Origin of the sequence: Actinomadura madurae (assembly GCF_900115095.1) — a bacterium.
Taxonomy (GTDB): domain Bacteria; phylum Actinomycetota; class Actinomycetes; order Streptosporangiales; family Streptosporangiaceae; genus Spirillospora; species Spirillospora madurae.
Genome location: NZ_FOVH01000025.1, coordinates 12568 through 37230 on the forward strand (window position 1 = coordinate 12568; position 24663 = coordinate 37230).

Below are 24663 nucleotides of genomic sequence, written 5' to 3' on the forward strand. Positions count from 1 at the left end.
CCCCGCTCTCGGCCCCGGTCCGGTCGTGCGGCTCCGGGGGTGCGCCGGGGCGGGCGGGAGGCTCTACGCTCGGGTGTCGTGCATGTCGCCCACCTTTCGTTGCAGGACTTCCGGTCCTATCCGGCCGCCGAGGTCGCGCTGGAGCCGGGGGTCACGGCGTTCGTGGGGCCGAACGGCCAGGGCAAGACGAACCTGGTCGAGGCCGTCGGGTACGTCGCCTCGCACGGCAGCCACCGGGCCGCGACGGACGCGCCGCTCGTCCGGCACGGGGCGCCGCGCGCGATCGTCCGGGCCGGGGTGGTGAAGGACGACCGCAGGGCGCTGATCGAGCTCGAGATCAACCCGGGCAAGGCGAACCGGGCGCGGCTCAACCGGTCCCCCGTCCCCAGGCCGCGCGAGATCCTGGGGATGCTGCGGACCGTGCTGTTCGCGCCGGAGGACCTCGCGCTCGTGAAGGGCGATCCGGGGGAGCGGCGCCGGTTCATGGACGAGCTGCTGACCGCGCGGGCTCCGCGGTTCGCCGGCGTGCGTTCGGACTACGACCGCGTCCTGAAGCAGCGCAACGCCCTGTTGAAGTCGGCGGCCGCGCACAGGCGCTCCCCCGGTCCCGAGGTACTGGCGACGCTGGACGTGTGGGATTCGCATCTGGCGCGTACGGGATCGGAGCTTCTCGCCGCGAGGCTGGATCTCGTCGCCGCGCTCCGTCCGCTGATCACGCGGGCCTACGAGGCGCTCGCGCCGCACAGTGGCGCGGTCGACGTCGTCTACAGGAGTTCGCTCGGTGACGTGGAGTTGTCCACAGACCGTGGACAACTGGCCGAGCAGATGCTCGCGGCGGTCGGCGAGTCCCGGAAGCAGGAGCTTGAGCGCGGCGTGAGCCTCGTCGGCCCGCACCGGGACGAGCTGGTCCTGCGCCTGGGGGAGCTTCCGGCGCGCGGCTACGCCAGCCACGGCGAGTCGTGGTCGTTCGCGCTCGGCCTGCGGCTGGCGGCGTTCGACCTGCTCCGCGCGGACGGCGACGACCCGGTGCTGATCCTGGACGACGTGTTCGCCGAGCTCGACACGGGGCGGCGGAGTCGGCTGGCCGAGATGGTCGCGCCGGCGGAGCAGGTGCTCATCACGGCGGCCGTCCCCGCCGACGTCCCCGCCGAATTGACAGGGGCCTCGTATACCGTCTTCGACGGCCAGATCGTCCGGGACCACAAGGGGGCGAGCGCGTGAACGATCCACAGGATGTGGACAACTCCGCCGGAGACGGCGCGGTTCCCGCCAAGTCGGGGATCGAGCTGGCACGTGAGGCGCTCGCCCAGGCGAAGGCGGACGCCCTGAAGCGCGGCACGCTCCCCGGCCAGAAGCGCAAGGGCGGCGGGCGGGTCGTCCGCGTACGGGAGCCCGGACGCGGCGGCGACCCGAAGCTCTTCGGCAGTGCGATCCGCGACCTGCTGGCGTCCCGCGGGTGGGAGCAGCGGGCGGCCGTCGGCGGCGTGTTCGGCAACTGGGCGAACATCGTGGGCGCCGAACTGGCCGAGCACACCCGCCCGGACCGCTTCGAGGACGGCGAGCTGACCGTCGCCGCCGACTCGACGACGTGGGCGACGCAGCTCCGCCTGCTGTCGTCCACGCTCGTCCGGCGGCTGAACGAGGAGCTCGGCCACGGCACCGTCCGGCGGGTGAAGGTGGTGGGCCCGGCGTCCGGGCCGCGCCGGACGGGCGCGTGGCGCGCCCGCTGAGGCGGGAGTGGCGGGTGGGAACATCTGTTCGGCGGGTGAGTCGCCCAGTTCAGCGGCGAGCGCCACGTAGGCCAGAGAACCCCCCGGGGCCAATGGGGGGGATGTGGCTCCAGGCCCACTCGGCCGCCACACGCGCACACAGCGCTCGGGAGTGCCACGTTTCGTCGGCCGACCCGGTAGAATGAATGTGGGTTCAGGATGCAGCGCCGCCTTGGGGCGCCCGGGGCTCTGACCACAACGAACAGAGCACAACCGGGTGCCCTCATGTGTGTTACGGGGCACACCGCGCCTCCCTCGGGCGCGGAGCGGCGGACATCCCCGGCAGGAGGATCTCCTTTGGCGTACGACGCTAGTTCGATCACTGTCCTTGAAGGGCTTGAGGCGGTTCGGAAGCGCCCGGGCATGTACATCGGCTCGACCGGTGAGCGCGGCCTGCACCACCTCGTCTACGAGATCGTGGACAACGCGGTCGACGAGGCCCTGGCCGGCTACGCCGACAACATCGTGGTCACCCTGATGGCCGACGGCGGCGTCAGCGTGGACGACAACGGCCGCGGCATCCCGGTCGGCGAGCACCCGGTGGAGAAACGTCCGGCCATCGAGCTGGTGTTGACCACGCTGCACGCGGGCGGCAAGTTCGACGGCAAGTCCTACGCGGTCTCGGGCGGCCTGCACGGGGTGGGCTCGGCCGTGGTGAACGCGCTGTCCACCCGGCTGGAGGCTGTGGTCCGCACCGACGGCCACGTGTGGCGTCAGTCCTACACGTGGCAGGGCCCCGAGATCGAGCTCCAGAAGGGCGAGGAGACCACCGACACCGGGACCCTCATCCGGTTCTGGCCGGACCCCGACATCTTCGAGACGACCGAGTGGAACTTCGAGACCCTCTCCCGCCGCATGCAGGAGATGGCGTTCCTCAACCGCGGCCTGTCCATCACGCTGCGGGACGAGCGTCCCGACCACATCAACGGCGAGCCGCACGTCGTCCGGTACCACTACGAGGGCGGTATCGAGGACTTCGTCCGCTACCTCAACGCGCGCAAGGACGCCGCGCACGAGTCGGTCGTCTACTTCAACGACGACACGACGGGCATGTCGGTCGAGATCGCGATGCAGTGGAACTCGTCGTACGCCGAGTCCGTGCACACCTTCGCCAACACGATCAACACGGCGGAGGGCGGCACCCACGAGGAGGGCTTCCGCGCGGCGCTGACCACGATCGTCAACCGGTACGCCCGCGACAAGGGGCTGCTGCGCGAGAAGGACGACAACCTCACCGGTGAGGACGTCCGCGAGGGCCTCACCGCGATCATCTCGATCAAGCTGGCCGACCCGCAGTTCGAGGGGCAGACCAAGACCAAGCTCGGCAACACCGAGGCCAAGTCGTTCGTGCAGCGGGCCTGCAACGTCTACCTGCGCGACTGGTTCGAGGAGAACCCCGGCGAGGCCAAGGAGATCATCAACAAGGCGTCGCAGGCGGCGCGGGCGCGGGTCGCGGCGCGGCAGGCGCGCGACCTGACCCGCCGCAAGAGCCTGCTGGAGTCGACGTCGCTGCCCGGCAAGCTGTCGGACTGCCAGTCCACCGACCCCGCCAAGTCCGAGCTGTACATCGTCGAGGGCGACTCCGCGGGCGGCTCCGCGAAGGGCGGCCGCAACCCGCACTTCCAGGCGATCCTCCCGATCCGCGGCAAGATCCTCAACGTGGAGAAGGCCCGGATCGACAAGATCCTCAAGAACAACGAGGTGCAGGCGATCATCACGGCGCTCGGCACCGGCGTGCACGACGAGTTCGACATCACCAGGCTCCGCTACCACAAGATCATCCTGATGTCGGACGCCGACGTGGACGGCCACCACATCAACACGCTGCTGATGACGCTGCTGTTCCGGTTCATGAAGCCGCTGATCGAGGCCGGGCACGTCTACCTGTCCCAGCCCCCGCTCTACAAGATCAAGTGGGACGCCCGGGGCAACGAGGCCGACTACGCCTTCTCCGACGCCGAGCGCGACGCGATCATCGAGGCCGGCATCGCCGCCGGGAAGCGCGACCCCCGCCCCCGCGACCTGGTGCAGCGCTTCAAGGGCCTCGGCGAGATGAACGCCAACGAGCTGTGGGACACCACCATGGACCCCGACAACCGGGTCCTGCTGCAGGTCCAGCTGGACGACGCCGCGCAGGCGGACGAGCTGTTCAGCGTGCTCATGGGCGAGGAGGTCGAGCCCCGCCGGGAGTTCATCCAGCGCAACGCCAAGGACGTGCGCTTCCTCGACATCTGAGGTACCCGTCTGGGCCGGGCTCCCAGCGGCCTGACTCCCGCAGGCGGAAGTACTTCGTTCCCACCGAGCAGAAGAGGTCTTGAGAGTGACGGACGTGACCGCAGAGGGCGGACACCCGGGCGAGCGCATCGAACCGGTCGACATCCAGGTCGAGATGCAGAAGAGCTATCTCGACTACGCGATGTCGGTCATCGTCGCGCGCGCGCTGCCAGAGGTGCGTGACGGCCTCAAACCCGTGCACCGCCGCGTCCTGTACGCGATGTACGACGGCGGCTACCGTCCCGACCGCGGCTACTTCAAGTGCGCCCGCGTCGTCGGCGACGTCATGGGGAACTACCACCCGCACGGCGACTCCGCCATCTACGACGCGCTCGTCCGGCTCGCGCAGCACTGGTCGATGCGGTACCCGCTGGTCGACCCCAACGGCAACTTCGGCTCGCGCGGCAACGACCCCGCCGCGGCCATGCGGTACACCGAGTGCCGCATGGCGCCGCTGGCGATGGAGCTGCTGCGCGACATCGACAAGGAGACCGTCGACTTCTCCCCCAACTACGACGGCCGCTCGCAGGAGCCGGACGTCCTGCCGTCCCGGTACCCGAACCTGCTGGTCAACGGGTCCGCCGGCATCGCGGTGGGGATGGCGACGAACATCCCGCCGCACAACCTGCGCGAGGTCGTCGACGGCGTCCGCTGGTACCTGGACAACTACGGCGCATCCGACGAGGAGCTGCTCGAAGCGCTGATCGAGCGGGTCAAGGGCCCCGACTTCCCGACCGCCGGCCTCATCGTCGGCCGCAAGGGCATCGAGGAGGCCTACCGCACCGGCCGCGGCTCGATCACCATGCGCGCCGTCGTCGAGGTCGAGGAGATCCAGGGCCGCACCTGCCTCGTCGTCACCGAACTGCCGTACCAGGTCAACCCGGACAACCTCGCCCTCAAGATCGCCGACGGGGTGAAGGACGGCAAGCTCGACGGCATCGCCGACGTCCGCGACGAGACCTCCGGCCGGACGGGGCAGCGCCTCGTCATCGTCCTCAAGCGGGACGCCGTCGCCAAGGTCGTCCTGAACAACCTGTACAAGCACACCCAGCTGCAGGAGACGTTCGGCGCGAACATGCTCGCGCTGGTCGACGGCGTGCCGCGCACCCTGCGCATCGACCAGTTCGTCCGGCACTGGGTCGCGCACCAGATCGACGTCATCGTCCGCCGCACCCGGTTCCTGCTCCGCAAGGCCGAGGAGCGCGCCCACATCCTGCGCGCCCTGCTGAAGGCCCTCGACCGGATCGACGAGGTCATCGCGCTGATCCGGCGGTCGCCGTCGGCGTCCGAGGCGCAGCAGGGCCTGATGTCGCTGCTGGAGATCGACGAGATCCAGGCGCAGGCCATCCTCGACATGCAGCTGCGCAAGCTCGCCGCCCTGGAGCGCCAGCAGATCACCGACGAGTACGACAAGCTCATGGCGGAGATCGCCGACTACAACGACATCCTCGGCTCGCCCGAGCGGCAGCGGCGGATCGTCGGCGACGAGCTCGCCCCCATCGTCGAGAAGTACGGCGACGAGCGGCGCACCGAGATCATCCCGTTCGACGGGGACGTGTCGTACGAGGACCTCATCGCCGAAGAGGACGTCGTCGTCACGATCACCCGCGGCGGCTACGCCAAGCGCACCAAGACCGACCTGTACCGGGCGCAGCGGCGCGGCGGCAAGGGCGTCCGCGGCGCGCAGCTGAAGCAGGACGACATCGTCGACCAGTTCTTCGTCACCACGACGCACCACTGGATCCTGTTCTTCACCAACAAGGGCCGCGTCTACCGGGCCAAGGCGTACGAACTGCCCGACGCCGGACGCGACTCGCGCGGCCAGCACGTCGCGAACCTGCTGGCCTTCCAGCCGGACGAGCACATCGCCCAGGTCATGGACCTGCGCGACTACGAGGTCGCCCCCTACCTCGTCCTCGGCACGAAGAAGGGCCGCGTCAAGAAGACCGCCCTGCGCGACTTCGACTCGCCCCGCACCGGCGGCATCATCGCGATCAACCTGGTCGACGACGACGAGGTGATCGCGGCGCGGCTCGTCTCGTCCGACGACAACCTGCTCATGGTCTCCACCGGCGCCCAGGCGATCCGGTTCCGCGCCGACGACGAGTCGCTGCGGCCGATGGGGCGCGCCACGTCCGGCGTGATCGGCATGCGGTTCGAGGAGGACCAGGAGGTCCTCAACATGCTGGTCGTGACCGACACCTCGGACGACGTCCTGGTGGCCACCGAAGGCGGCTACGCCAAGCGCACCCGCGTGGACCAATACCCCCTCCAAGGGCGTGGGGGTAAGGGGGTCCTCACCGCTAAGATCGTGGAATCGCGGGGCATGTTGGTAGGGGCCTTGATGGTGGGCCCGGACGACGAGGTGTTCGCGATGACGTCGAACGGTGGCGTGATCAGGACGACCGCCGCCGAGATCAAGCAGTCCGGCAGGCAGACCATGGGCGTCCGCCTGATGAACCTCGCGGACGGGGACAGCGTGGTGGCCATCGCGAGGAACGTAGAGTCCATGGAGGACTCGGACGACGCGGAAGGGACCGACGGTGAGTGACGCATCCTGCATCGTCACCGAGCCGCTAGGCCAGGAGGACACGTGAGCACCGAGCCCGGCAACGACCAGGACGGGCCCGGCACGGGCAAGAAGGACGAGGCACCCGCCAAGCAGGCCGCCTCGAAGCGGAAGCCGTCCGCCGGCAAGCCCGCGGCCGCCAAGCCGGGCGGGTCCGAACCGGGGGCGAAACCCTCCGGCGGCAAACCGGCCGCGAAGCCGGGCCGGACGGTCGCCGCCGCGTCCGCCAAGTCCAGCAGGGACGAGACGACCGTCGACATCGAGTCCGACAAGTCCGGTTCGGGGGCCGAGGAGACCAGGACCGACCTCGCCCACCTCGGTGACGAACCGGACACGCCGGAGATCGCCCCGGTCAAGGACACCGCGGAACCGCCCAAGGACGGCAAGCCGAAGGCCGAGTCCACACCCTCCTCACCGGCCCCGCCTGCCACCGGCAAGCCGGCCGCGAGTCCCGCGGCCTCCACACCGGCGGCGTCCGCCTCCGGCCCGGCGGGCTGGGCCAAACCCGCCGAGCCGTCCGGATCGGTCTCGACAGGACGTACGGACAAGCCCGCCAAGCCGTTCAAATCGGCGGGCGCCGACTCGGGCAACGCGTCCTCGGGCTCGAACTCCGGCGGCGGCCTCCGCGGCTTCGCCGGCACCGTCCTGAAGGACCGGCCGTCCACCTCCGTCGCCCCGGCGAACAGCGCGGCCGCGAAGGCCGCCAACGGCAAGCCCGCCCGCAAGGCCCAGCTCCAGCTCTCCCGCCTGGAGCCCTGGTCGGTGATGAAGTTCAGCTTCGTCATGTCGCTGGTCTGCTTCGTCGTCCTACTCGTCGCCGTCATCGTCCTGTACGCGATCCTGTCCGGCCTCGGCGTCTTCGACGCCATCAGCGACACGATCAACAGCCTCACCAAGGAGCAGGGCGAGACCAGCAGCAGCGTCGACGCCGGCAACTGGTTCTCCTTCTTCCGCGTCTTCGGCTACACCGTCCTCGTCGGCGCCCTGAACGTCCTGCTCATCACCGCCCTCTCCACGGTCGGCTCCGTCATCTACAACCTCGCCGCCGACCTCGTCGGCGGCGTCGAGGTCACCCTCAAGGAGGCCGAGTAACCCCCACCCGCCGCCGCCCCGAAACGATTTCCGGTTGTCCGCCCAGATGGGGTAACCTCTCGTTGCGCCGCCAGGGTGGCGGCACACTCCGGGCCTATAGCTCAGTCGGTTAGAGCGCATCCCTGATAAGGATGAGGCCGGTGGTTCAAGTCCACCTAGGCCCACCAGCCCAACGCAGGTCAGAGACCGGTTCCGCGTAGATCGGAACCGGTCTTTTGATCGTCTGGCACTCCCACGGCACTCGGACTCCGAGCCCCCACGGGGCACGACCCGATCCCCCGAGACCCCCGACCGTCCCTGCCCCTGTTCCTCCAGGACCCGGCGAGGCCCGACGGCGCCTCCGACACCGCCGACAGGTCGACTATGAGTGCATGGCTCCAGATCTGGAATCGGGCTTTGAACCTGCTGTGCTCCTGGACCGGATCACCACCGCGACCGAGCACCTGATCACCACCACTGACGGCCTCAGCGACGATGACATGCGCCTCCCGTCCCTACTGCCGGGCTGGACACGAGGCCACGTACTGACCCATCTGGCCCGCAACGCCGAAGGCGGCACGCGGCTGCTGAACTGGGCACGGACAGGAGAGCCCGCGCAGGAATACCCGAGCCTGACGGCGCGGGCAGCCCAGATCGAAGCGGGCGCCGACCGAAGCACCACCGAACTGATCGCAGACGTTCGCGCCAGCGCCGACCAATTCGCGGCCGAGTACTCGCTGATGCCCGCCGAGGCCTGGCGACATATGGTCCAGTGGACTGCCGGGCAACGGCATCCCGCCGCCAGGATCGCCGACGCACGACTCTGCGAAGTGCTCGTCCACCACGTCGATCTACAGGTCGGCTTCACACCTGACGACTGGCCCGCCGACTTCGTCGCCGACGAACTCGACGTCGTCACCACAGCCCTCAACCGCCGCGAGAATGCGCCCCCCATGCGGCTCCACGCCACCAACACCGACGTTCGGTATGACATATCCGCCGGCAACGACTCACCCATGATTCGAGGTCGCCAAGCATCCCTGCTCGCCTGGCTCATGGGACGCTCAGCGGGCACCGACCTCACCCTCGACAGCGGCAAGGTCCTGCCCACCCCGCCGTTCCTCTACTGGCACCCCAGCCAAGATCAACCGAAACTGCAATGCCAGTCTGAACAACTCCAACGAGCTCCCTTCAGACCTACCTTGCGGGCGCCTGCTCAGAGCGGCGGCCACTCATCACTTTCACGCGGAACGGACAGCGGAACGCCGTCCCGAGCGGCGCTCGTTCATCCATCTGCCGGACGAGCCGGCGTCGATCGGCTAGCGCCGCCCGCGGAAGTGTGGACTCACCACAGAGCCCAGCCGGCAGCGCTCCGGCGGGGACGGCAGGGAGCCCGGTCGGCCAACCCTGGAGGTGGTCGGTTGGCACACATTCCGCGGCCGTGTCAGTGGCCGTGGTGGACCTGCAGAGCGATCAACATCGCCGTCCAGGTCACCACCGTGATCGTGATCGAGGTGGCTAGGACGGTCATCTGACCCGGAGGCCCGCAAGTGACTTGCGAACCCCCGACCGTCGGAGTGGGTCGCACCTGTCGTCACGGGCGCCACGAACGCAGGGACGCCTACTTCATCCTCCTGCGCTGGGTCGACTTGGTGACCAGCGGGCCGACTATGAGGCGCGGGACGACCAGGACAAGCTCCGACAGTTCGACGAACAATGGCCCTGGGGCAAGCGCATCGACTGGACGATAGACGTGCTGATCGGGGTCCAGGCGTTCGGAAGTGGACGTGTGTCGCAACTGTGCGAGGACTGGAACGTCGCCTTCGGCGCCGGGCTCCACGACGCCGCCGCCGAACTCCGCGAACAACTCCGGGCAGTAGTCCGAGACGAGCTCCAGGGCATCGACCCACAACGCGAGTTCGGCCGGAACCGACGCTAGCCCGGTCTCTGACTCCGCTGGGGTGGGGCCTGCGGTCAGGCCGTGTCCAAGCGGGACCGGAGTCGGGGCGGAGCGCCAGGGCCACGTCGGCAAGGGCGGCTCGGAGGCGTTCGTTCTCGGCCTTGAGAGTGTCCAACTCGGAGGTGTCCAGGCCTCGTTGATCTGAGGTCCGCAGATCTTGTTGAGGGCGGCGAGGGGGCTCGTCGGCGTTGGGGAGGGTGTGGAGGTACTGATCGGTCGTGGCCATCGAGGCATGGCCCAGGCGTTCTTGGACGACCCGGAGGTCTGCGCCGCTGGCCAGGAGCCAGGAAGCGTGGGCGTGACGCAAGTGGTGCGGGTGACGTGGCACAGCCCGGCGGTCTTGCTGGCCGGGTTCCAGATCTGCTTGCGGAACCAGTCGGCCGGGATGTGGCCGTCGGACTGCCGTACGCCCGGCGAGCGCGGGCTGTCCCTGCCTGTGGCTCGACGCTGGGCGCGGTAGAGGTGGTAGGCCTCCTTGCAGTACTCGCAGCGGCGCTTCCAGTGGTGCAGGCGGTGAGCGAGCCACGCTGGCTCAATAGACGTCGGTCGGGCCGGGGGCGTGCCGCTGCGTGGGCCGTGAGCCTCGGCGGGCGCCGCTACTCTCATGCAGTGCGACTGACACTGATCACGATCGTTGTGGACGACTACGACCAAGCCATCGAGTTCTTCACCACCGCATTAGGATTCGACCTGGTCGAGGACTCGCCATCACTGACCAACGACGGCCGTCCGAAACGCTGGGTCGTCGTCCGGCCGCCGGGCACCGAGACCGGCATCCTGCTGGCCCGTGCGGACGGTGAGCGTCAAGCCGGTGCCGTCGGGAACCAGGTGGCCGGTCGTGTCGGGTTCTTTCTCCAAACGGACGATTTCGATGCCGCCTATGAACGCATGACGGCCGCCGGAGTCAACTTCGTCACCGCGCCACGCACAGAGGCCTACGGGCAAGTCGCCGTGTTCCTCGACATAGCCGGCAACCGATGGGACCTGCTCGGTCCCGCTTGATGAACAACCGACACGCAACTGCGGAGCGTCCCCGCGCCGCCCGGCGCTGGCCACCAGCTACAACGGCTCTTGCCCTTGCTCATAGGCCGGATGGTGTTTGGTCGATCACCCGCACCGAAACCCTCAGCGCTTGATCGTGCGGCTCCCGGGTCACCTCTCCGGGCGGCTCGGCTTGCACGGCCCCTCTTCCCGGCGCCGGCGGCGTGCTGGTGCGTCCGCACAACGGTGGAGTCCACCTTCACCTCGCAGGTGATCAACCCGCCACATCCGCCGGCGTCTGCAGACGGACGCATCACCGGCCCATTCACGCGAGAGCCGACGGGGCCGCTGCGCAGGGCTCCAGGTTCGACAGGCCGTCCGATGTGCGGCGACGTGGGTCCAGGGCGCCGTGCCGGCGGGCGCCCGCCGCGTTGGCCGCCCCCTTGCGGTGATCCGAAGTTCTGTGCAGTTGTTCCTTCTCGGGTTGAGCTTGATCTAGGAGTATCACTGCATGTGGTGGATGGTGATTCTCGGCTTTGTCGCTCTGTTGCTCTTGTTCGGGGCAATTTACGACCGACGTCTCCGCAAGCGGGGGCATCGGTTCCGAGACGGTGCGGCGATGATGTCCGAAGCACGCGAAAACCGTCGTGACATGCGGGCGTGGGACAGGGGCTCCCAGGGGCACAGCGGGACGGACTTGTCGTGGACGGCCGAAGGGCGCCGTCGCGGCAAGAACCGCTGATTCACGGGCCGGGCAGCGGGTGTGGGGCACGGAGAGCCGGCGCACCAGCCAAGACATGATCGAGCTGAGCGCATTCCTTGACTTGGGGCAACTCCCGATGCGCGGCTCGCGTATCGCGTCGCGCATCCACAGGCTTCTTCGCCGACGCGGCGTTCGGGCTGCATTTCGTAGCCTGCTGACCAGGTCGGTCATCGTCTGCGGCGAGGCCGCACGCGCACGCTTTGCCGTCCTGGAAGGGCGCCGTCGGCGGTACGGGCACCGGAGAGCACCGCGAAGTCTCGCCCAGCTGCGCCACAAGGCAAGGTGCTGGCCATGCGACCGGGCCACCGACCCGAATCTGCCGCGCCGAGACGCTAGTGCGCTTCGCGGCCGGGCGGGGGCGCGGCAGCGAAGGAGGCGCTCCGGGGGCTCTGCGGGCGCCTTCTCAAGGGCGGCGAGCGCAGGAGGGCGCCGCCCGCTGAGGTCGGCGCATGAGTCAATCAGGCTGGCCGCCGTGCGTGGCCGGGCCCCCCAACGAGGCCGGTGGGCGACAACGACGTCCCCGCCGTCGGCTGCCTGGCGGAGGTGGCCCAGTTCGCCCCGGTGAAGCTGGCCGTGCCGTCGTGGTCGCTGTGCTGACGTGCCGCTGTGCGGCCGTGGTCGCCGTGCCGCCGGTCCCGCTCAGCGGCCTTTCATGATCCCGGCTTCGGGTGGACGCCGGGGATTACGACGGGTCGCGGATTACGACGGGCGGTCGGCCGTTGCGTGCTGTCGGCCCATCGGGGCCCGCCTGCACGGAATGCAGTCGTCGGCCAGGTGGGTACTTTCGTCCGATCCTCGTTGATCTTGCGGCGGCGGCTTTCAAGGCTTGCTCGGATCCGGTCGAGTAGCGGGACTCGGTGCGTCGTAGAGGCGTGGGCCGCCGTGGTGGGTACAGAGCGTTCGGCATCTGTGTGGTTAGCGGGCGCACAGGTCGGGCCAGGCCTTGTCAGGCCGTTGGTCCGCTCGTAGGACGGAATGAGAGGTGCGAGATCACCTGATCCGGGGTTGTCCGGGCCACCACAACGAATAGCCGGAGGTGTTCAGCGCGCTGACATGTTCGATGGCGCGGGGGGCGTTCCCGAGGTTGGGAGACCGTTGCTCCCTGGCCATCGGGATGACCACTCGAACGCTGCGGAAGTCGAGGAGGCTCCGGGTCAGCCTCGCCGCGTCCCATCAGGCAGGAAGGGCATTCGGCGTCTCCACGCCCTCGGGAGTGTCATGCGTTCGGACGCCCACAGAGGGCGCCTTGTGTGGACAGATCACAGAGGGTTATCCATAGGAGCGGGGGGTTTCTCCACAGGTTGTGGATAACTCGAATCGTCAGGCCGGAGGCTCGGTGTGAAAGTCGTGGATCACTTCGATGCGGCCGACGATGTGCTCGTTGAACTCCTGAAGTTCCTCCGCGGGCACCCACAGTTCCAGGATGGTTCGGCCGCCGACCTGGCGGACCGGATAGCGAGCGGCGAAGGCGGCGTCCACCTCGAATCGTGTCACGTAACCGGAGCCGTGGGCGGGCACGTTCCAGTCGCGTGCGATCTTGATCGCGTACTCCTCGTTGAGGACGGGGTAAAAGATCGGCTGATCCGGAAGGCGCGGCGGCCACGACCGCCAGTCCGAGGCGCGCAGGAGTTCCAATTCGGTCGGGCCGACCGGACGCCAGAGGGTGCGGGTGGGCATCCGCAAAGTCTGCCCGGGACGGGCGTCCCAGAGCCAGGGCATTTGCCGGCGGTTCTCGGCTCAGAAAGCAGGTCGACGACGGTGGCGGAAGGGGGGCTCACGGTTCGGGCATCGAGCAGATTCTGCGGGGCCGCTCGCCGTCTGCCACCTGACCTCCTTGCCGTTCGTCCGCGCGCAGAGCCTGGTCGCCGGCGGCAGACGCAGTGTAGGAGGCGAGCTGAGCGACCCTGGGCAGGTAACCGGCCCGCGCAGCCCTGTCTCAGACGGGTTGTGCCGTGAGACGGACGAGAGATGTGGTGTGACATCCAGCCGCGGCCGGAGGCATCCCATGGGTTGTCTGCGCGGATCGGTCAGCGCCTAGCGCGACGGATGGAAACGGCAATCGTCCTTGGGCGTCGGTGTGGAAACTGCGGGCGCGGGCCGTCTGGGGACGGCGGTGGGACGCCCGCGCCGCACGTAAGAGGGCCCTGCGGTCGGCGGTGTGCGGGCCGGGGACAACCCGCCCGTCCCGCGGGCCGCCCGCCGCGGGGGATCACCCGCGGTGTCTCGCCCGGTGACTCGGGCGCGCCCGAGCTGGCGCTAACCGACCCAGCCCCACGTGTTGTCGCTCGCGGCCCGGATCGATGGTGTCTCCGAGCGTGCGGGGCGACCCGATGGGTCAGAGGCCCTGGGCGGCGCCTCTTGCGTCGTTCTCGTGCACGTTGAGGGCCGGCCAACATCAAGCCCCCGGAACGTCCGGCAGGGGAACGATTGCGTGGCGTGCGTAGGTGCATGCGGCCGACTGTGGCGGGGTTGCGCCTCGCGCACGAACGGGTGCGGGCGACGGATGAGCGGATCCAGCGTCCTCGGGAGGTCGGTGGACGGGCACGGCCAAGACCTCCCCGCCCTCGACCTGATCCGCTTGGGCTGCGTTCCCGCCGCACCACGGGTCGGTGCGGGCTTGGCCTCGTCCGAGCTCGTCGGCAATGCGCGCCGGCGACCTGATGATGCGGGCTCGTCCTGGTCGACCGACTCCCGGCTGCCGCAGCACCGCCGCCTTGCGGCGACCTACACCTCACTCCTGGCGGCGCCCCCAACCTCCCACCCCACCAGGTTGTGCAGGCATGGCAAGGTTCGGCGACCCACCCGTGCACCCCGCTGGGCGGGCGGAGTGCCGAGGGAGAGCATAGTGATCACGGCGGCGTGTACGCAGCGTCGGGTGAGCCGCAGTTGGCTCGGTGGTGGTGCTGGCTGCGCTGAGCACGTGATCACATGTTGTTCCTGGTGGGCGCAGGGCAGGTGGGCAGCTGGTGCGGGGCGGCTGGGAGTGCGGCGAGATGTGGTGGGCGGGCGGTCTAGAAAGCGTCCTCGACGGCCTGGCGGCGATGTTCTCGCTGAAGTCCATGGGCCCCCTGTCCACAGCCTGTGGATAACTCGCGACGGAGGCGACTAGGCGGAGGATGGGCCCCGGGGGGCGGACATTCCCACGCCTCCGCTCCGCCCATGATCGTTGTACCCGTTGATCGCTGCCGCGCTGGTCGCGCGATCACGCTCACATCATCCTTCACCTCCCCGGTTCGTGCGCCCTGGAACGACGCGTTCACTCCCGTCTAGGTGGCGAACGGCCTCGTGGCGTGCTGGACGGCATCGCCCATTCGTGGTGACGAACACCTCGCGTCGGGAAGGGACGATCCGGACGTTCGGCCGGACTGGGCGGTGAGTTGGCGGCGCGGCAACTCACAGATGGGCGTCACACGCTGAACAAGTTGGGACGGCGCGCCGGGGGCCATGACGGGCTGCGGAATAGTGCGTCTGCCTGTGGATTCGCGCCCACCGCAAAGCAACCCCGCCACAGTCGGCCGCATGCCCTTACACAAGCCGCGAATCGTTCCCCTGTCGGACGCTCTGGGGTGTCTCGATGCTGGTCGGCCTCAACGTGCACGAGGACGACGCAGAAGGCACCCGGCCACGGGCCAGAAGCCCCTCGGGGCATGACGGGCTCATCGAAGTCGACAGCATGCTTCCGACCTGGCCAGCCGGTCTCAGAGTCGCCGAGACCCGGATATGTACTCAGCGGCGGGGCTGGAACCGAGCAGCGCCTGGGGCGGGACAGGGCAGGTGAACGGGGCGGATGCCGGTCCGGGGGCGGCGGGGGTGGAGGGGGGTGTCAGGCTGAGGCTGGTGACGAACTTCGCCAGTCCGAAGGCGGGGGCGCGTGGCGGCCCGTGGTGGAAGAACCGCCGCCTCCTCCGAATCGTGACGATCGCGAGTACCCAGGGCCCTGTTCAGTCAGATACGCGCATCCGTTGCCAGCGGCGGCGCCGGCTCTCGCGCGGCGGGATCGCTCAGCGCGCCTTGGCGAGCACGCGCCTGCGCCACGCCGTGCGGACGCCGCCGAGCGCGAGGCGCATCTAATCAAACTTGACTACATACCTAAAGCTGCCTACGCTCCGGGGATGGCTGAGAAGGCGATCCCGATTTATCCGTGCCGTTCCATCGAGGCGACCTGGGAGTTCTACCGGGCGCTCGGCTTCGAGCAGACCAGCTGGCAGCTTCGTCCGAACCCGTACGTGGCGGTTCGCCGCGGTGACATCGAGCTGCAGTTCTTCGGCTGGAAGAAGCACGAGCCGGCGGCGTCCATGAACATGTGCTACGTCACCACAACGGACGTCGACGCACTGTACGAGGCGTTCCGGGGCGGGTTGCGGCAGGCACTCGGCCGGATTCCCACGCGCGGGCTTCCCCGGCTGAGTGCCGTGCGGGACATGTCGTACGGCGTCCGGCAGTTCCTGATCAGCGACCCGGACGGCCTCCAGCTCCGCGTCGGCCAGCCCATCTCGGACGACCAGCGCTACGCGCCGGTCCCGAAAGAACCGGTCGCCAAGGCCCTCCACATGGCCGCGCTACTGGGCGACTCGAAGGGAGATCATCGGGCCGCCACCAAGATCCTTGATCACCTGCTGGCCTCTGCCGAGCCGCTGACGCCGGCCGAACGCCTGAAGGCCCTCGTCCTGCGCGCGGACGCGGCCGTCCAACTGGAGGACTGGTCGCGCGCACGCGCACTCGTGGCGCAGGCCCGCGCGGTAGATCTCCCCGATCCATCGGGCCTGATGGACGACCTCAACCGCCTGGCCGACCTGGAAGGCGCGTCGGAGCAGGCAGGCGAATCAGCCGAGTGAGGCGGGGGCGGAGCGGCCGAAACCACAGGCCTCGCGCCGGGCATCCGAGGCGACGCCAACCGTGCCTCCGTTGGGGACGCGGCTGGGGATTGCTGTGGGCAACGCTGTCCACCGACCCGGTGAGGTTGTGGAGGGAATCCGCCCACAGGCTGTGAACGGGTTGTGGGGCGCACCGCTCAGGAGTGGCCTAGTCGCAGGTCAGAGGCTTTTCCACGACGTGGATAACCTGGCCCCCGGTTGGGGGTGAGCTGGGGAAGAATGGTGGACGCGGAGTCGGGCCGTCGTACCCAGGTTGTGCACGAGAGTTATCCACAGGTTGTGGATTCTGTGGACGCATGCGGCGCCCTCGGCATGATGGACACAACGGCGCCCGATGTCTCGTCAGCACCGTGGAAACCCCGGCTGTTCTGGGGATCCGCTTGTGGACGCGACCTCTGGATCGCCTAGTCCGACGAGGAAGGAGGTGTGTGCGAAGGTTGTCCACAGCCTGTGGATTACGTGCCCTACAGGTCCTTCGCCAGCGGATGCTGCGGCTGATAGATCGGCAACTCCGCCCCGCTCGGCAGTTCGATCGCCGCGAGCAGTCCCCACCCCTGCTCGCTGATGGGCGCGGCCACCTTGACACCCTTGTCGGCGAGCTCGTCCAGCGTGGCCCGGATGTCGTCGCACATGAGGCAGAACTCGTGGCGCGGCGGCCCCTCGACGGGGTGCACGGCGACTTCCGCCGGCGGCAGCTTGAAGATCAGCCACCCGTGACCCGCATCGACCCCCGGAAATTCCAGGACGTCCCGGATGAACGCGCGATCCGCCTCGGCATCGTTGCTGTAGAGAATGACATGCGCACCATTGATCACGATTTCTCCCTTCAGCCACCCGCGATCCTTCCTTCCCCACCCCCGTCGTCAGCCCACGTCGCCCGCACTCGTGCTGCGGTTCTTCGCGGTCGACGCGACCGTGGTCAACGTCGCCCTCGATCGACGCCGACCGCGAACGCGACCGCGACCGCGAACGCGAGCGCGAACGCGACCGCGAACGCGAGCGCGAGCGCGAGCGCGAGCGCGAACACGAGCGCGAACACGCTGCGGGTGTGCTCGGTCAGATCCCCGGTCGAGGCCGCCCCCAGCCGCGTCCGGTGGTCCGGCAGAGACAGCGGCTGATAGCGCGGCGTGGGGGCGGAGTCGGCGACGAGGTCGCCGGGTCGCGAGGTGCTCGCTGCACGCGGATCGCATAGACGACCCGGCCCGCCGCCATCCCGGAGCGCGGCGCCTGGGTGGGCGCAGTCCTGTGCGATGCGCAGGGGGCGGCGTCGAGGGGTGATGGCGGCGGGCCAAGGCGGTCCGCAAGCCGACGGTGCCGTAGATGTACATGGGGGCGTTGATCGGTTTGGCTCGGAGCGAAGGATGAGAGGGCAGGTGTTGTCTGTTGGTTTGTGTATGACGCGCTTGATTCGGCTCTGCGGCGGAAGGCCGGAGGGGGCGAAACCGTCGACGGGGCCGCGGGTTTCGTGGGTTCGAGGCCGGGTCGAGCGGGAGGTGAAAGGCGCCCTCACCTGCGAACACCAGTTCGAATGCGTGCTACGCTCCCGCCATGGGGCAGTTGCTGAACGAGCCGGTTCGCACGGAGCACGACAGGGCGGGGCGGCTCACCGCGTACGAGTGGCGAGGGGCGCGCTACGCGGTGGACGAGGTGCTGAAGACCTACGGGACGGCCCAGGAGGGCAGGGTCTACCGGATGCGGGTCACCGGCGCGGAAGGCGTGGCCGTCGTGGAGTTGGGCCGTGACGAGGACCGCTGGCGGCTTCGGCACGTCTTCTCCGCGTGACACCGGTCCGCGGCGGAGCGACCGGACGCTGTGGACGCGGGTCGGCGGCATTCAGGGGGCACCGCTCGACCTGCTGACGGCCCGGATCGGACGCCGGCACTACGCGCTGCACGCCCACGACGAGTACGCCATCGGCGTGACCGTCGACGGCCTGGAAACAATGCGGTACCGGGGCGAGAAGGTCTACTCGGGGGCCGGCAGCCTCGTGGTGGTCGAGCCCGGCGAGGCGCACACCGGTGGCCCGGCGCATCCCGAAGGGTTCGCCTACCTCTGCCTTTATCCCGGAGCCGACCTGCTGGGGGCGGCGACGACCGCCGGGGCCGAGGCGGCGCCGCACTTCCGGGAACCGATCATCGACGATCCGCGGCTCGGTGAGGCCCTCCGGCTGGCCCACCGTGCGCTGAGGGCCGGGGAAGACCCGCTCGAAGGCGAGTCGCGGCTGCTCGGGATGCTCGGCGCCCTGGTCCGGCGGCACGCGACGTCGCGTCCCAAGGCGCCTCCCGGCCACCGCAGGGCCGAAGCGGCACGCATCGCGCAGGTCGTGGCGGCGCGGCTCTCCGACGAGATGATCGCCCCACCGACCCTCGCCGAGGTCGCCGCCGACCTGGACCTCTCGCGCTACCAGCTGCTGCGCGCCTTCCGGGACGCGACGGGCATGCCGCCGTACGCATGGCTCGCCCAGCATCGGGTGGCTCGCGCGCGGACGCTGCTGGACGCGGGGCACAGACCAGCCGACGCGGCGACGCTCGTCGGGTTCGCCGACCAGGCGCATCTCACCCGCTGGTTCCGCCGCGTGGTGGGCGTCACACCGGGCATTTACCGCAACTCCGTTCAAGACAGCATGTCCCGGCGCCCCGCATCCTGAACGTCCGAGCGGGATCGGAGGTCGGGTTGAGTCGCCGTGGCTGGGTGCTGTTCGCGCTGATGAGCGTGCTGTGGGGCATCCCTTATCTGTTGATCAAGGTGGCGGTCGAGAGCGTCTCGGTCCCCACGGTGGTGTTCGCGCGGACGGCGCTCGGCGCGCTCGTCCTGCTGCCGCTGGTGATCAGGTCGGGGCAACTCGACGTGGTCCGCCGGCACTGGCTTCCGCTGCTGGCGTTCACCGCGGTGGAGATCCTCGGCCCGTGGGCGCTGGTGTCGGACGCGGAGAACCGGCTGACCAGCTCCATGACCGGCCTGCTGATCGCCGCCGTCCCGATCATCGGGGTGGTGCTCGCGCGGCTCACCGGCGACGCGGAGCGGCTGGGGCCGGTGCGCTGGGCCGGGCTGCTGGTCGGGCTGGCCGGCGTCGGCGTGCTGGCGGGGCCGCATCTCGGCGGCGGCAGCGCCTGGGCGATCGGCGAGGTCATGCTGGTCGCGCTCGGGTACTCGATCGCCCCGATGATCGCCACCCGGCGGCTGCACGAGCTCCCGAGCCTGCACATGGCCGCGTTCTCGCTGGCGATCGCCGCGCTCGTCTACTCCGGCCCGGCGATCGCGACGCGGCCGGAGACCATGCCGAGCGGACGCGTCGTGGCGGCGCTGATCGCGCTCGGCCTGGTGTGCACGGCGCTGGCGTTCATCGTCTTCTTCGAGCTGATCCGGGAGGTCGGCACGTCCCGGGGCATGGTGTTCACCTACGTGAACCCGGCCGTCGCGGTGGCCGCCGGGGTCGTTTTCCTCGGCGAGCCCCTCACCGGGACGATCATCGCGTCCTTCATGCTGATCCTCGGCGGCTCCATCTTCGCGACGGTCCGACGCTCCCCAACCGCCCCACCCCCGCTACGCGACGACACCCCCACCCCTGAACCAGCCACCGGCCGATAACCCCCGCCCCGGAACGGGAACAGGGCCGCGGGCGGGCCTGGCTGGGTGGGGGCAGTGTGGCGAAGCGGCACCCGGCTGCCAGGGAACCCCTGTACCGGCCGGGGGCTGTGCTGGCGTACGGCGGCGGCTGCTTCTTGGGGATGGTCGGGCGGTCCTGCCAGTGGGTGTCGGAGTCCAGGCGCCGCCGTGCTCGACTACCGCGGCGAGGTGGGGGCGGGCGCGGAGTCGGGCGTCCTCGATCGGATTCGAGGTGCTTGGGGGACGACGTACGCGTGGGGGGTCAGCGGAGTGTGGCGATGAACTTGCCGGGGTTGGCCGTGTTGCCGGCCGGGTCGATCGCGCGGTACTCGATGGTGTGCCGGCCCTTGCCCAGCTTGCCGTAGGTCAGGCTGTCGATGACCGTGCCGTTCTCGGTGAAGAGCCAGGGAGCGGAAGAGTCGGTCGGCCAGCCGAAGTAGTTGAACCAACCGTCACCGTCCACGCGGAACTCGGAGACGACGACACCTGCGCGGTCGTCCGAACCAGTGAGCCGCATGGTGAAGGGGCCGTCGAAGACGTACTCGGGCGTGCGTCCAGGGCGAACCGTGCTCTGGGCCGCTTTGGACAGCTCGTAGGTCACCGTCGGCTTCTGCGCGTCGATCGTCCAGGTGAGGCTCTTGGTTCCGGTGCGTGCGACCAGCGTGTGGGTGCCCTTGGCCAGGCGGAACCGTCCGAGATCGACGTCCCGGTCACCGCCGCGCACAGGTCGCCCATCGAGCTCCCAGCGCACCTTCGGCACGCTCTGGTCAGGGTGGGTGGTTTCCACATACACGACGGACTCGCCTCCAACGGGCTTGTCGATCGGCGTGGACGAACTGAAGTCGACGGGCACGGTGGTGGGCGGCGTGCTCAGGCGAGTATCGACCGTCCAAGTACGAACCTGGGTGAGAGCCGCCGACGACCTGATGTCCGGGTCCCGGACGAAATTGGTCGGGTCGGTGACCGTGACTCTGACCGTGTGCGTGCCCTTCTTAAGGTGCAGCTTCGACAGATCGAGGTTCGCACCCCGCGCCACCTTCTTACCGTCGACCGTCCAGGAAACGGACAGTTTGTGGCCGGACGGGTGCATCGTCTCCACCCAGAGAACACGGTCGTCGCCGACAGGGGCGTCCGTCGGCGTGTGCGCCTGGACCAGATTCACCTTGGCTGACACCCGTTGGGTCATCCGTTCACGCGCGACCTGGTCGAAGTAATAGCCGAGCGATTTCATCATCGAGTGCTGGCTCGGCCTCCACACGCCCTTACTGGAGTAGAGCCCGCCCTCGTACCGTCCGATGGTGCCGCCGGCCTCGCTCCGTTCACCGAGCCACCGCCACCATTTCGCCTTCTGCGCCTTCATCTCGCGCTCTGTCAACAGCGTGTGGTGGATGGATTCGGGCTCAGGACCGCTGTACGTCCCGCCGGGCACGCCCCGTTGGTAGTAGTCGTACTCGTCGTCCAGCCCGCCCAGAGAATGGCCGAGTTCGTGTGGAGCGATGAGAGCGGACATCGCGTTCCCGCCGGACGCCGTCGCATACGCCCCACCTGCACCGCCGTAGGTGTCGCTGTTGGCAAGCCCGAGAATCTGCCGGTTCTGCGTTGTCGTTCCCTGGACGAGGTCCGCGTACGTCTTGGCCGCGTTGTCGTCCATGACGAGGAGGCGCTGAATGCCGTCGTCCCGGCAGCCGCTCCAGAACGCCATGCTCAGCGGAGTGTTCCGGCGCGGCGAGGACAGTGCCGGGTCGCAGCTCACGCCCGACTCGCCAGAGGGGATCTCGACCGCGTACACGTTGATGTAGCTGCGATACGACTTGAACGGCTCGATCGTCCACAGGTCGTTCAGGTGCTCGGCGAGGTGGGTGCGGAACTTCGGCATGTCCGCCGCCGTGTAGCCGTCCCCCAGCACCACCAGGTTGAACCGCTTGGCGGGATCACCGGTGACCTGGACCGGGACCACCTGCGCGTCCGCCGGATCGGCCGCCCGTGCGGGAGCCGCCGCCATCGACAGGACGGCCGCGGCCGCCGTCCCGATCACGATCGTCCTGCCCGTCCACATGCGCAGACCCTCCTCGCGCGGAGGCGCACGCGGCGGGCGGGATGCGGCCCGGCGCTGCGCCGGCTCGGCCCGCTGATCAAGCGGGCACGCCCGGATTATCGCCGGAAGATCCGGATTTGTCGCTACCGCTTGTCGCGCTGCCCGTTCGCGAGGTCCCGCGCGACCCGGTGCCCGCCCGCACGCCGCTGCACCGCCGCGGACAGGACGGGCGCGACCCCGCCGATCCGGGCGCCGAGCCGCAGCCCCAGCGGCGCCACATCGATCTCCGCGATGTTCCGCTCGATGGCCCGGACGGTAGCCCGCGCCACGTCCCGGGGCGTGCGCGTCCCGATGCCCTTGGGCAGGGTCACGCCCGCCTCGGCGAACATCCCGGCGTCCCGGATGAACCCGGGGAAGACTGTCGAAACGCCGATGCCGTGCGGATGCAGATCCTCCCGCAGCGCCAGCGCGAATCCCCGCATCCCGAACTTCGTCGCGTTGTACAACGACGCGTTCCCGGACGCCGCCTTGCCGGACAGCGACGACACGAACACCAGATGCCCGCGGCCACGATCGGCCATTTGGTCGGCCGCGAGTTTCGCCATCACGACGGGCGCCCGCAGGTTCACGTCCAGTACCCGGTCGATCTGAGCGATCGAGTACTCCGCCAGCAGCCCGGACGCGGGCAGCGCCGCGTTCGCCACCAGTACGTCCACACGCCCGGCCTCGTCCAGCAGCCCCTCGGCCGCGGCACGATCGGCCAGGTCGGCGACGATCGCGCGGGCGCCGAGCTGTTCCGCGAGCGGCTCCAGGACGTCCGCCCGGCGGCCCGTCAGGACGAGCCGGCCATCGCGATCGGCCAGCGCTTTCGCCAGGGCCTGGCCGATACCGCCGGTCGCGCCGGTCACCAGGACGTTCGCTCCGCGCAGATCCATGCCGCGATGATGGCGGATCACATCCCGATGCGCCACAGCAGCAGGATCACCGACGACAGCACCAATCCCGCGACGCCGAGGACCACCTCACCCAGCGCGATCATGGCGGCGCATCCCGTCGCGGTCGCGCCCGCGGCGAGCACCAGCCCGCGGCCTCCCGTCGCCCGCTCGTCCGGCACACCCATGTCGAACTCGCGTTCCCAACGCCGGAAGTCATCCTCTGCCATCGGCACTCCCGAAGGTCGTCACCACGGATTATGCGACCGTCCGGGCGTCCCGGCGAGATGGCGAAAACGTGACAGCTTCTTTGGACGTCCGGTCCGATGACGGCGAGTGGGTGATGATCGCCCGGCATCGGTTGCTAGGCTGCGGAGAGCCGGGGGAAGCAGACATCGTTCCGCATTTCCCGGGTTTGACTTGATAGTCGAGGTGAAGGGGTCCCACCGTGAAGAAGCTGCTCGTCCTCGCCGTTGTCGCACTCGGTGGCTTCGCTGTCTGGCGCAAGCTCCAGCAGGACCGCGCCGAGCTGGACCTGTGGACCGAGGCCACGTCGTCCGACAACTGATCCGCCGGCGACCGGCCCCGGCGTGAGCGAAGCAGAGCCGATCACCGTCGCCTGCCTCGATCTCGCCGGGACCACCGTCGCGGACGGCGACACGGTCGAATCCGCCTTCGCCGAGGCGATCGCCACCCTGGGGATCGTCTCCGGCACGGCGGCCTACGACCGTGCCCTCGCCCACTTCCGCGACGCCCGCGGCGGCTCGAAGATCGCCATCTTCCGCGCGCTCTTCGACGAACCCCGCGCCCAGGCCGCGAACCTGGCGTTCGAGCGTTCCTACGACCAGCTCGTCGACCGGCACGGCCTCAAACCCGTACCCGGCGCCGATGAGGCCCTGCGACGCATCCGCGGCGCCGGCGTGCGCGTGTGCCTGCTCACCGGCTTCGGCCGCAGCACCCAGGCCCGCATCCTCGACGCCCTGGACTGGTGGGACCGCGTCGACCTGACGCTCTGCCCCGCCGACGTCCCCCGCGGCCGCCCGTGGCCCGACCTCGTCCTGACCGCGGCCCTCCGCCTCGGCGTGGACGACGTCCGCCACATCGCCGTCTGCGGCGACACCGCCAACGACATAACATGCTCACCGGCCGCCGCTCCGGCGCGTCCATCGTCGCGGGCGTCCTCACCGGCGCCCACGACCACGACCGCCTCCTCGACGCCGGCGCCACCCACGTCCTCCCCAGCGTCGCGTCCCTCCCCGACCTCATCCTCCCCACCACCGATTCCACGACCGCCGACCACCCCGGGTAGGCTTGTCCCGCCGCGAGGGGCCTTAGCTCAGTTGGTAGAGCACCGGCTTTGCAAGCCGGGTGTCAGGGGTTCGAATCCCCTAGGCTCCACCCACCAAGAAGCCCCGGTCAGAAGTGAAGTTCCGGCCTGGGCTCTCGTCTTTCACGAATCTTCTTTCGCTTCCGTGCCCGTCGCGTGCCCGAACGCCTTCGGCCCTTGGGTTCGGCCTTGGCCATCGCGCTCAGGGTGCCCGCGATCTCGCGGTGCCGCTCGTCCGTCGCGCGCAGGTAGATCATCGCCGCGTGGTGGCTGGCGGCCCATGCGTTCCTCGAGCTCAGGAAGCGTTGCCCTTGCGATCGCGGCGGGGGTGTTCCCCGCTCAAGGTGAGCGTGAACGTTGGGCCTGGCCGTGTCGGCATCCAACCGTTGAGCAGCGCTGAGTGGATCGCCCTCGAAACCGTCCGGGGCAGGACCACGCCGGATGGCAGGCTCACCCAGTTGCTGGGATGCGCACATGGCAGCGAGACGACGAGCAGCGCGCC

Annotated in this window: 20 protein-coding genes, 2 tRNA genes and 3 pseudogenes; 17 read left to right on the plus strand and 8 right to left on the minus strand. The window is 69.4% G+C overall.

Features of this window, described 5'->3' with window-relative positions; all coding sequences use genetic code 11:
- Positions 1-78: 78 nt before the first annotated feature.
- The 7 genes and pseudogenes from recF to BM339_RS52060 all read left to right on the plus strand — a co-directional run bounded on the left by recF (position 79) and on the right by BM339_RS52060 (position 9218).
- Positions 79-1221, plus strand: coding sequence for a DNA replication/repair protein RecF (recF, locus tag BM339_RS42710; protein WP_021592700.1), 1143 nt, complete (start codon positions 79-81; stop codon positions 1219-1221).
- The gene (locus BM339_RS42715) at positions 1218-1730 is read left to right on the plus strand and encodes a DciA family protein (RefSeq protein WP_244938810.1); all 513 of its coding nucleotides are present in this window, start codon (positions 1218-1220) and stop codon (positions 1728-1730) included. Before recF ends, BM339_RS42715 begins: the two co-directional genes overlap by 4 nt.
- Before the next feature lie 357 nt (positions 1731-2087).
- The gene (gyrB, locus tag BM339_RS42720) at positions 2088-4004 is read left to right on the plus strand and encodes a DNA topoisomerase (ATP-hydrolyzing) subunit B (RefSeq protein WP_425475849.1); all 1917 of its coding nucleotides are present in this window, start codon (positions 2088-2090) and stop codon (positions 4002-4004) included.
- A gap of 85 nt (positions 4005-4089) precedes the next feature.
- Complete coding sequence (gyrA, locus tag BM339_RS42725; protein ID WP_021592703.1) at positions 4090-6594, plus strand: DNA gyrase subunit A; 2505 nt, start codon at positions 4090-4092, stop codon at positions 6592-6594.
- Positions 6595-7332: 738 nt separating this feature from the next.
- Positions 7333-7704 (plus strand): annotated as a pseudogene (locus BM339_RS52900) (DUF3566 domain-containing protein); the annotation flags it as partial.
- Between the two features lie 90 nt (positions 7705-7794).
- Positions 7795-7871: transfer RNA gene (locus BM339_RS42735), tRNA-Ile, on the plus strand.
- A 204-nt stretch (positions 7872-8075) separates the two neighbouring features.
- Entirely contained in the window at positions 8076-9218 is a 1143-nt protein-coding gene (locus BM339_RS52060) for a maleylpyruvate isomerase family mycothiol-dependent enzyme (RefSeq protein WP_083598495.1), read from the plus strand.
- 86 nt (positions 9219-9304) lie between these two features.
- On the opposite strand, the gene BM339_RS52065 is transcribed toward BM339_RS52060, so the two are convergent.
- Entirely contained in the window at positions 9305-9595 is a 291-nt protein-coding gene (locus BM339_RS52065) for a hypothetical protein (RefSeq protein WP_075024546.1), read from the minus strand.
- Positions 9596-9896: 301 nt separating this feature from the next.
- A pseudogene (locus BM339_RS52905) lies at positions 9897-10169 on the minus strand (hypothetical protein); the annotation flags it as partial.
- 83 nt (positions 10170-10252) lie between these two features.
- On the opposite strand from BM339_RS52905, the gene BM339_RS42755 reads away from it, so the two are divergent.
- Complete coding sequence (locus tag BM339_RS42755; protein ID WP_024934666.1) at positions 10253-10645, plus strand: VOC family protein; 393 nt, start codon at positions 10253-10255, stop codon at positions 10643-10645.
- A 2062-nt stretch (positions 10646-12707) separates the two neighbouring features.
- Here the strand turns inward: BM339_RS42755 and BM339_RS42765 are convergent.
- A complete protein-coding gene (locus BM339_RS42765; RefSeq protein ID WP_024934668.1) occupies positions 12708-13064 on the minus strand; it encodes a hypothetical protein in 357 nt (118 codons plus the stop codon).
- A gap of 2435 nt (positions 13065-15499) precedes the next feature.
- Between BM339_RS42765 and BM339_RS42775 the strand changes: the two genes are divergently transcribed.
- Positions 15500-16222: a bleomycin resistance protein gene (locus tag BM339_RS42775; RefSeq protein WP_075024549.1), complete on the plus strand. Its 723-nt coding sequence runs from the start codon at positions 15500-15502 to the stop codon at positions 16220-16222.
- Between the two features lie 503 nt (positions 16223-16725).
- On the opposite strand, the gene BM339_RS42780 is transcribed toward BM339_RS42775, so the two are convergent.
- Complete coding sequence (locus tag BM339_RS42780; protein WP_075024550.1) at positions 16726-17076, minus strand: VOC family protein; 351 nt, start codon at positions 17074-17076, stop codon at positions 16726-16728.
- Positions 17077-17809: 733 nt separating this feature from the next.
- On the opposite strand from BM339_RS42780, the gene BM339_RS42785 reads away from it, so the two are divergent.
- From BM339_RS42785 to BM339_RS42795, 3 genes are read left to right on the plus strand one after another with little or no spacing between them, the layout of a single operon-like run.
- On the plus strand, positions 17810-18043 hold the full coding sequence (locus tag BM339_RS42785) for a hypothetical protein (RefSeq protein WP_021592717.1): 234 nt from the start codon (positions 17810-17812) through the stop codon (positions 18041-18043).
- The gene (locus BM339_RS42790) at positions 18000-18908 is read left to right on the plus strand and encodes a helix-turn-helix transcriptional regulator (protein ID WP_021592718.1); all 909 of its coding nucleotides are present in this window, start codon (positions 18000-18002) and stop codon (positions 18906-18908) included. Before BM339_RS42785 ends, BM339_RS42790 begins: the two co-directional genes overlap by 44 nt.
- 26 nt (positions 18909-18934) lie before the next feature.
- Complete coding sequence (locus tag BM339_RS42795) at positions 18935-19849, plus strand: DMT family transporter (protein WP_075024551.1); 915 nt, start codon at positions 18935-18937, stop codon at positions 19847-19849.
- A 280-nt stretch (positions 19850-20129) separates the two neighbouring features.
- Here the strand turns inward: BM339_RS42795 and BM339_RS42800 are convergent, their stop codons facing one another.
- Positions 20130-21776 (minus strand): M64 family metallopeptidase, encoded by a 1647-nt coding sequence (locus tag BM339_RS42800; protein WP_256255795.1) that lies wholly within the window; start codon positions 21774-21776, stop codon positions 20130-20132.
- A 28-nt stretch (positions 21777-21804) separates the two neighbouring features.
- Between BM339_RS42800 and BM339_RS52075 the strand changes: the two genes are divergently transcribed.
- Entirely contained in the window at positions 21805-21999 is a 195-nt protein-coding gene (locus BM339_RS52075) for a hypothetical protein (RefSeq protein ID WP_256255796.1), read from the plus strand.
- A 46-nt stretch (positions 22000-22045) separates the two neighbouring features.
- Here BM339_RS52075 and BM339_RS42805 read toward each other — a convergent pair whose 3' ends face one another.
- The gene (locus tag BM339_RS42805) at positions 22046-22837 is read right to left on the minus strand and encodes an SDR family NAD(P)-dependent oxidoreductase (protein ID WP_075024553.1); all 792 of its coding nucleotides are present in this window, start codon (positions 22835-22837) and stop codon (positions 22046-22048) included.
- A 17-nt stretch (positions 22838-22854) separates the two neighbouring features.
- Positions 22855-23064 (minus strand): hypothetical protein, encoded by a 210-nt coding sequence (locus BM339_RS42810; protein WP_021592722.1) that lies wholly within the window; start codon positions 23062-23064, stop codon positions 22855-22857.
- Between the two features lie 218 nt (positions 23065-23282).
- Here BM339_RS42810 and BM339_RS50990 point away from each other — a divergent pair, with 218 nt between their 5' ends.
- The 4 genes and pseudogenes from BM339_RS50990 (at position 23283) to BM339_RS42820 (ending at position 24232) form a co-directional block, all read left to right on the plus strand.
- Entirely contained in the window at positions 23283-23402 is a 120-nt protein-coding gene (locus BM339_RS50990; protein WP_021592723.1) for a DLW-39 family protein, read from the plus strand.
- 22 nt (positions 23403-23424) lie between these two features.
- Positions 23425-23925: pseudogene (locus BM339_RS42815) on the plus strand (HAD family hydrolase); the annotation flags it as partial.
- A gap of 44 nt (positions 23926-23969) precedes the next feature.
- Positions 23970-24143 carry an HAD family hydrolase gene (locus BM339_RS52080; RefSeq protein ID WP_256255797.1) on the plus strand — a complete coding sequence of 58 codons (174 nt, stop codon included), beginning with the start codon at positions 23970-23972 and terminating at the stop codon, positions 24141-24143.
- Positions 24144-24159: 16 nt separating this feature from the next.
- A tRNA-Ala gene (locus BM339_RS42820) sits at positions 24160-24232 on the plus strand.
- Between the two features lie 18 nt (positions 24233-24250).
- On the opposite strand, the gene BM339_RS50425 is transcribed toward BM339_RS42820, so the two are convergent.
- Complete coding sequence (locus BM339_RS50425; protein ID WP_161790991.1) at positions 24251-24418, minus strand: hypothetical protein; 168 nt, start codon at positions 24416-24418, stop codon at positions 24251-24253.
- Positions 24419-24663: the final 245 nt, after the last annotated feature.

Bases quoted from the DNA above. Each gene is read 5' to 3' on its own strand.
- BM339_RS52060 (WP_083598495.1), top strand. From the start codon at position 8,076: ATGGCTCCAGATCTGGAATCGGGCTTTGAACCTGCTGTGCTCCTGGAC.
- BM339_RS42775 (WP_075024549.1), top strand. From the start codon at position 15,500: ATGGCTGAGAAGGCGATCCCGATTTATCCGTGCCGTTCCATCGAGGCG.
- BM339_RS42805 (WP_075024553.1), bottom strand. From the start codon at position 22,837: ATGGATCTGCGCGGAGCGAACGTCCTGGTGACCGGCGCGACCGGCGGT.
- BM339_RS52080 (WP_256255797.1), top strand. From the start codon at position 23,970: ATGCTCACCGGCCGCCGCTCCGGCGCGTCCATCGTCGCGGGCGTCCTC.
- BM339_RS42810 (WP_021592722.1), bottom strand. From the start codon at position 23,064: ATGGCAGAGGATGACTTCCGGCGTTGGGAACGCGAGTTCGACATGGGT.
- BM339_RS50425 (WP_161790991.1), bottom strand. From the start codon at position 24,418: ATGATCTACCTGCGCGCGACGGACGAGCGGCACCGCGAGATCGCGGGC.
- BM339_RS42785 (WP_021592717.1), top strand. From the start codon at position 17,810: ATGGGGCAGTTGCTGAACGAGCCGGTTCGCACGGAGCACGACAGGGCG.
- BM339_RS42765 (WP_024934668.1), bottom strand. From the start codon at position 13,064: ATGCCCACCCGCACCCTCTGGCGTCCGGTCGGCCCGACCGAATTGGAA.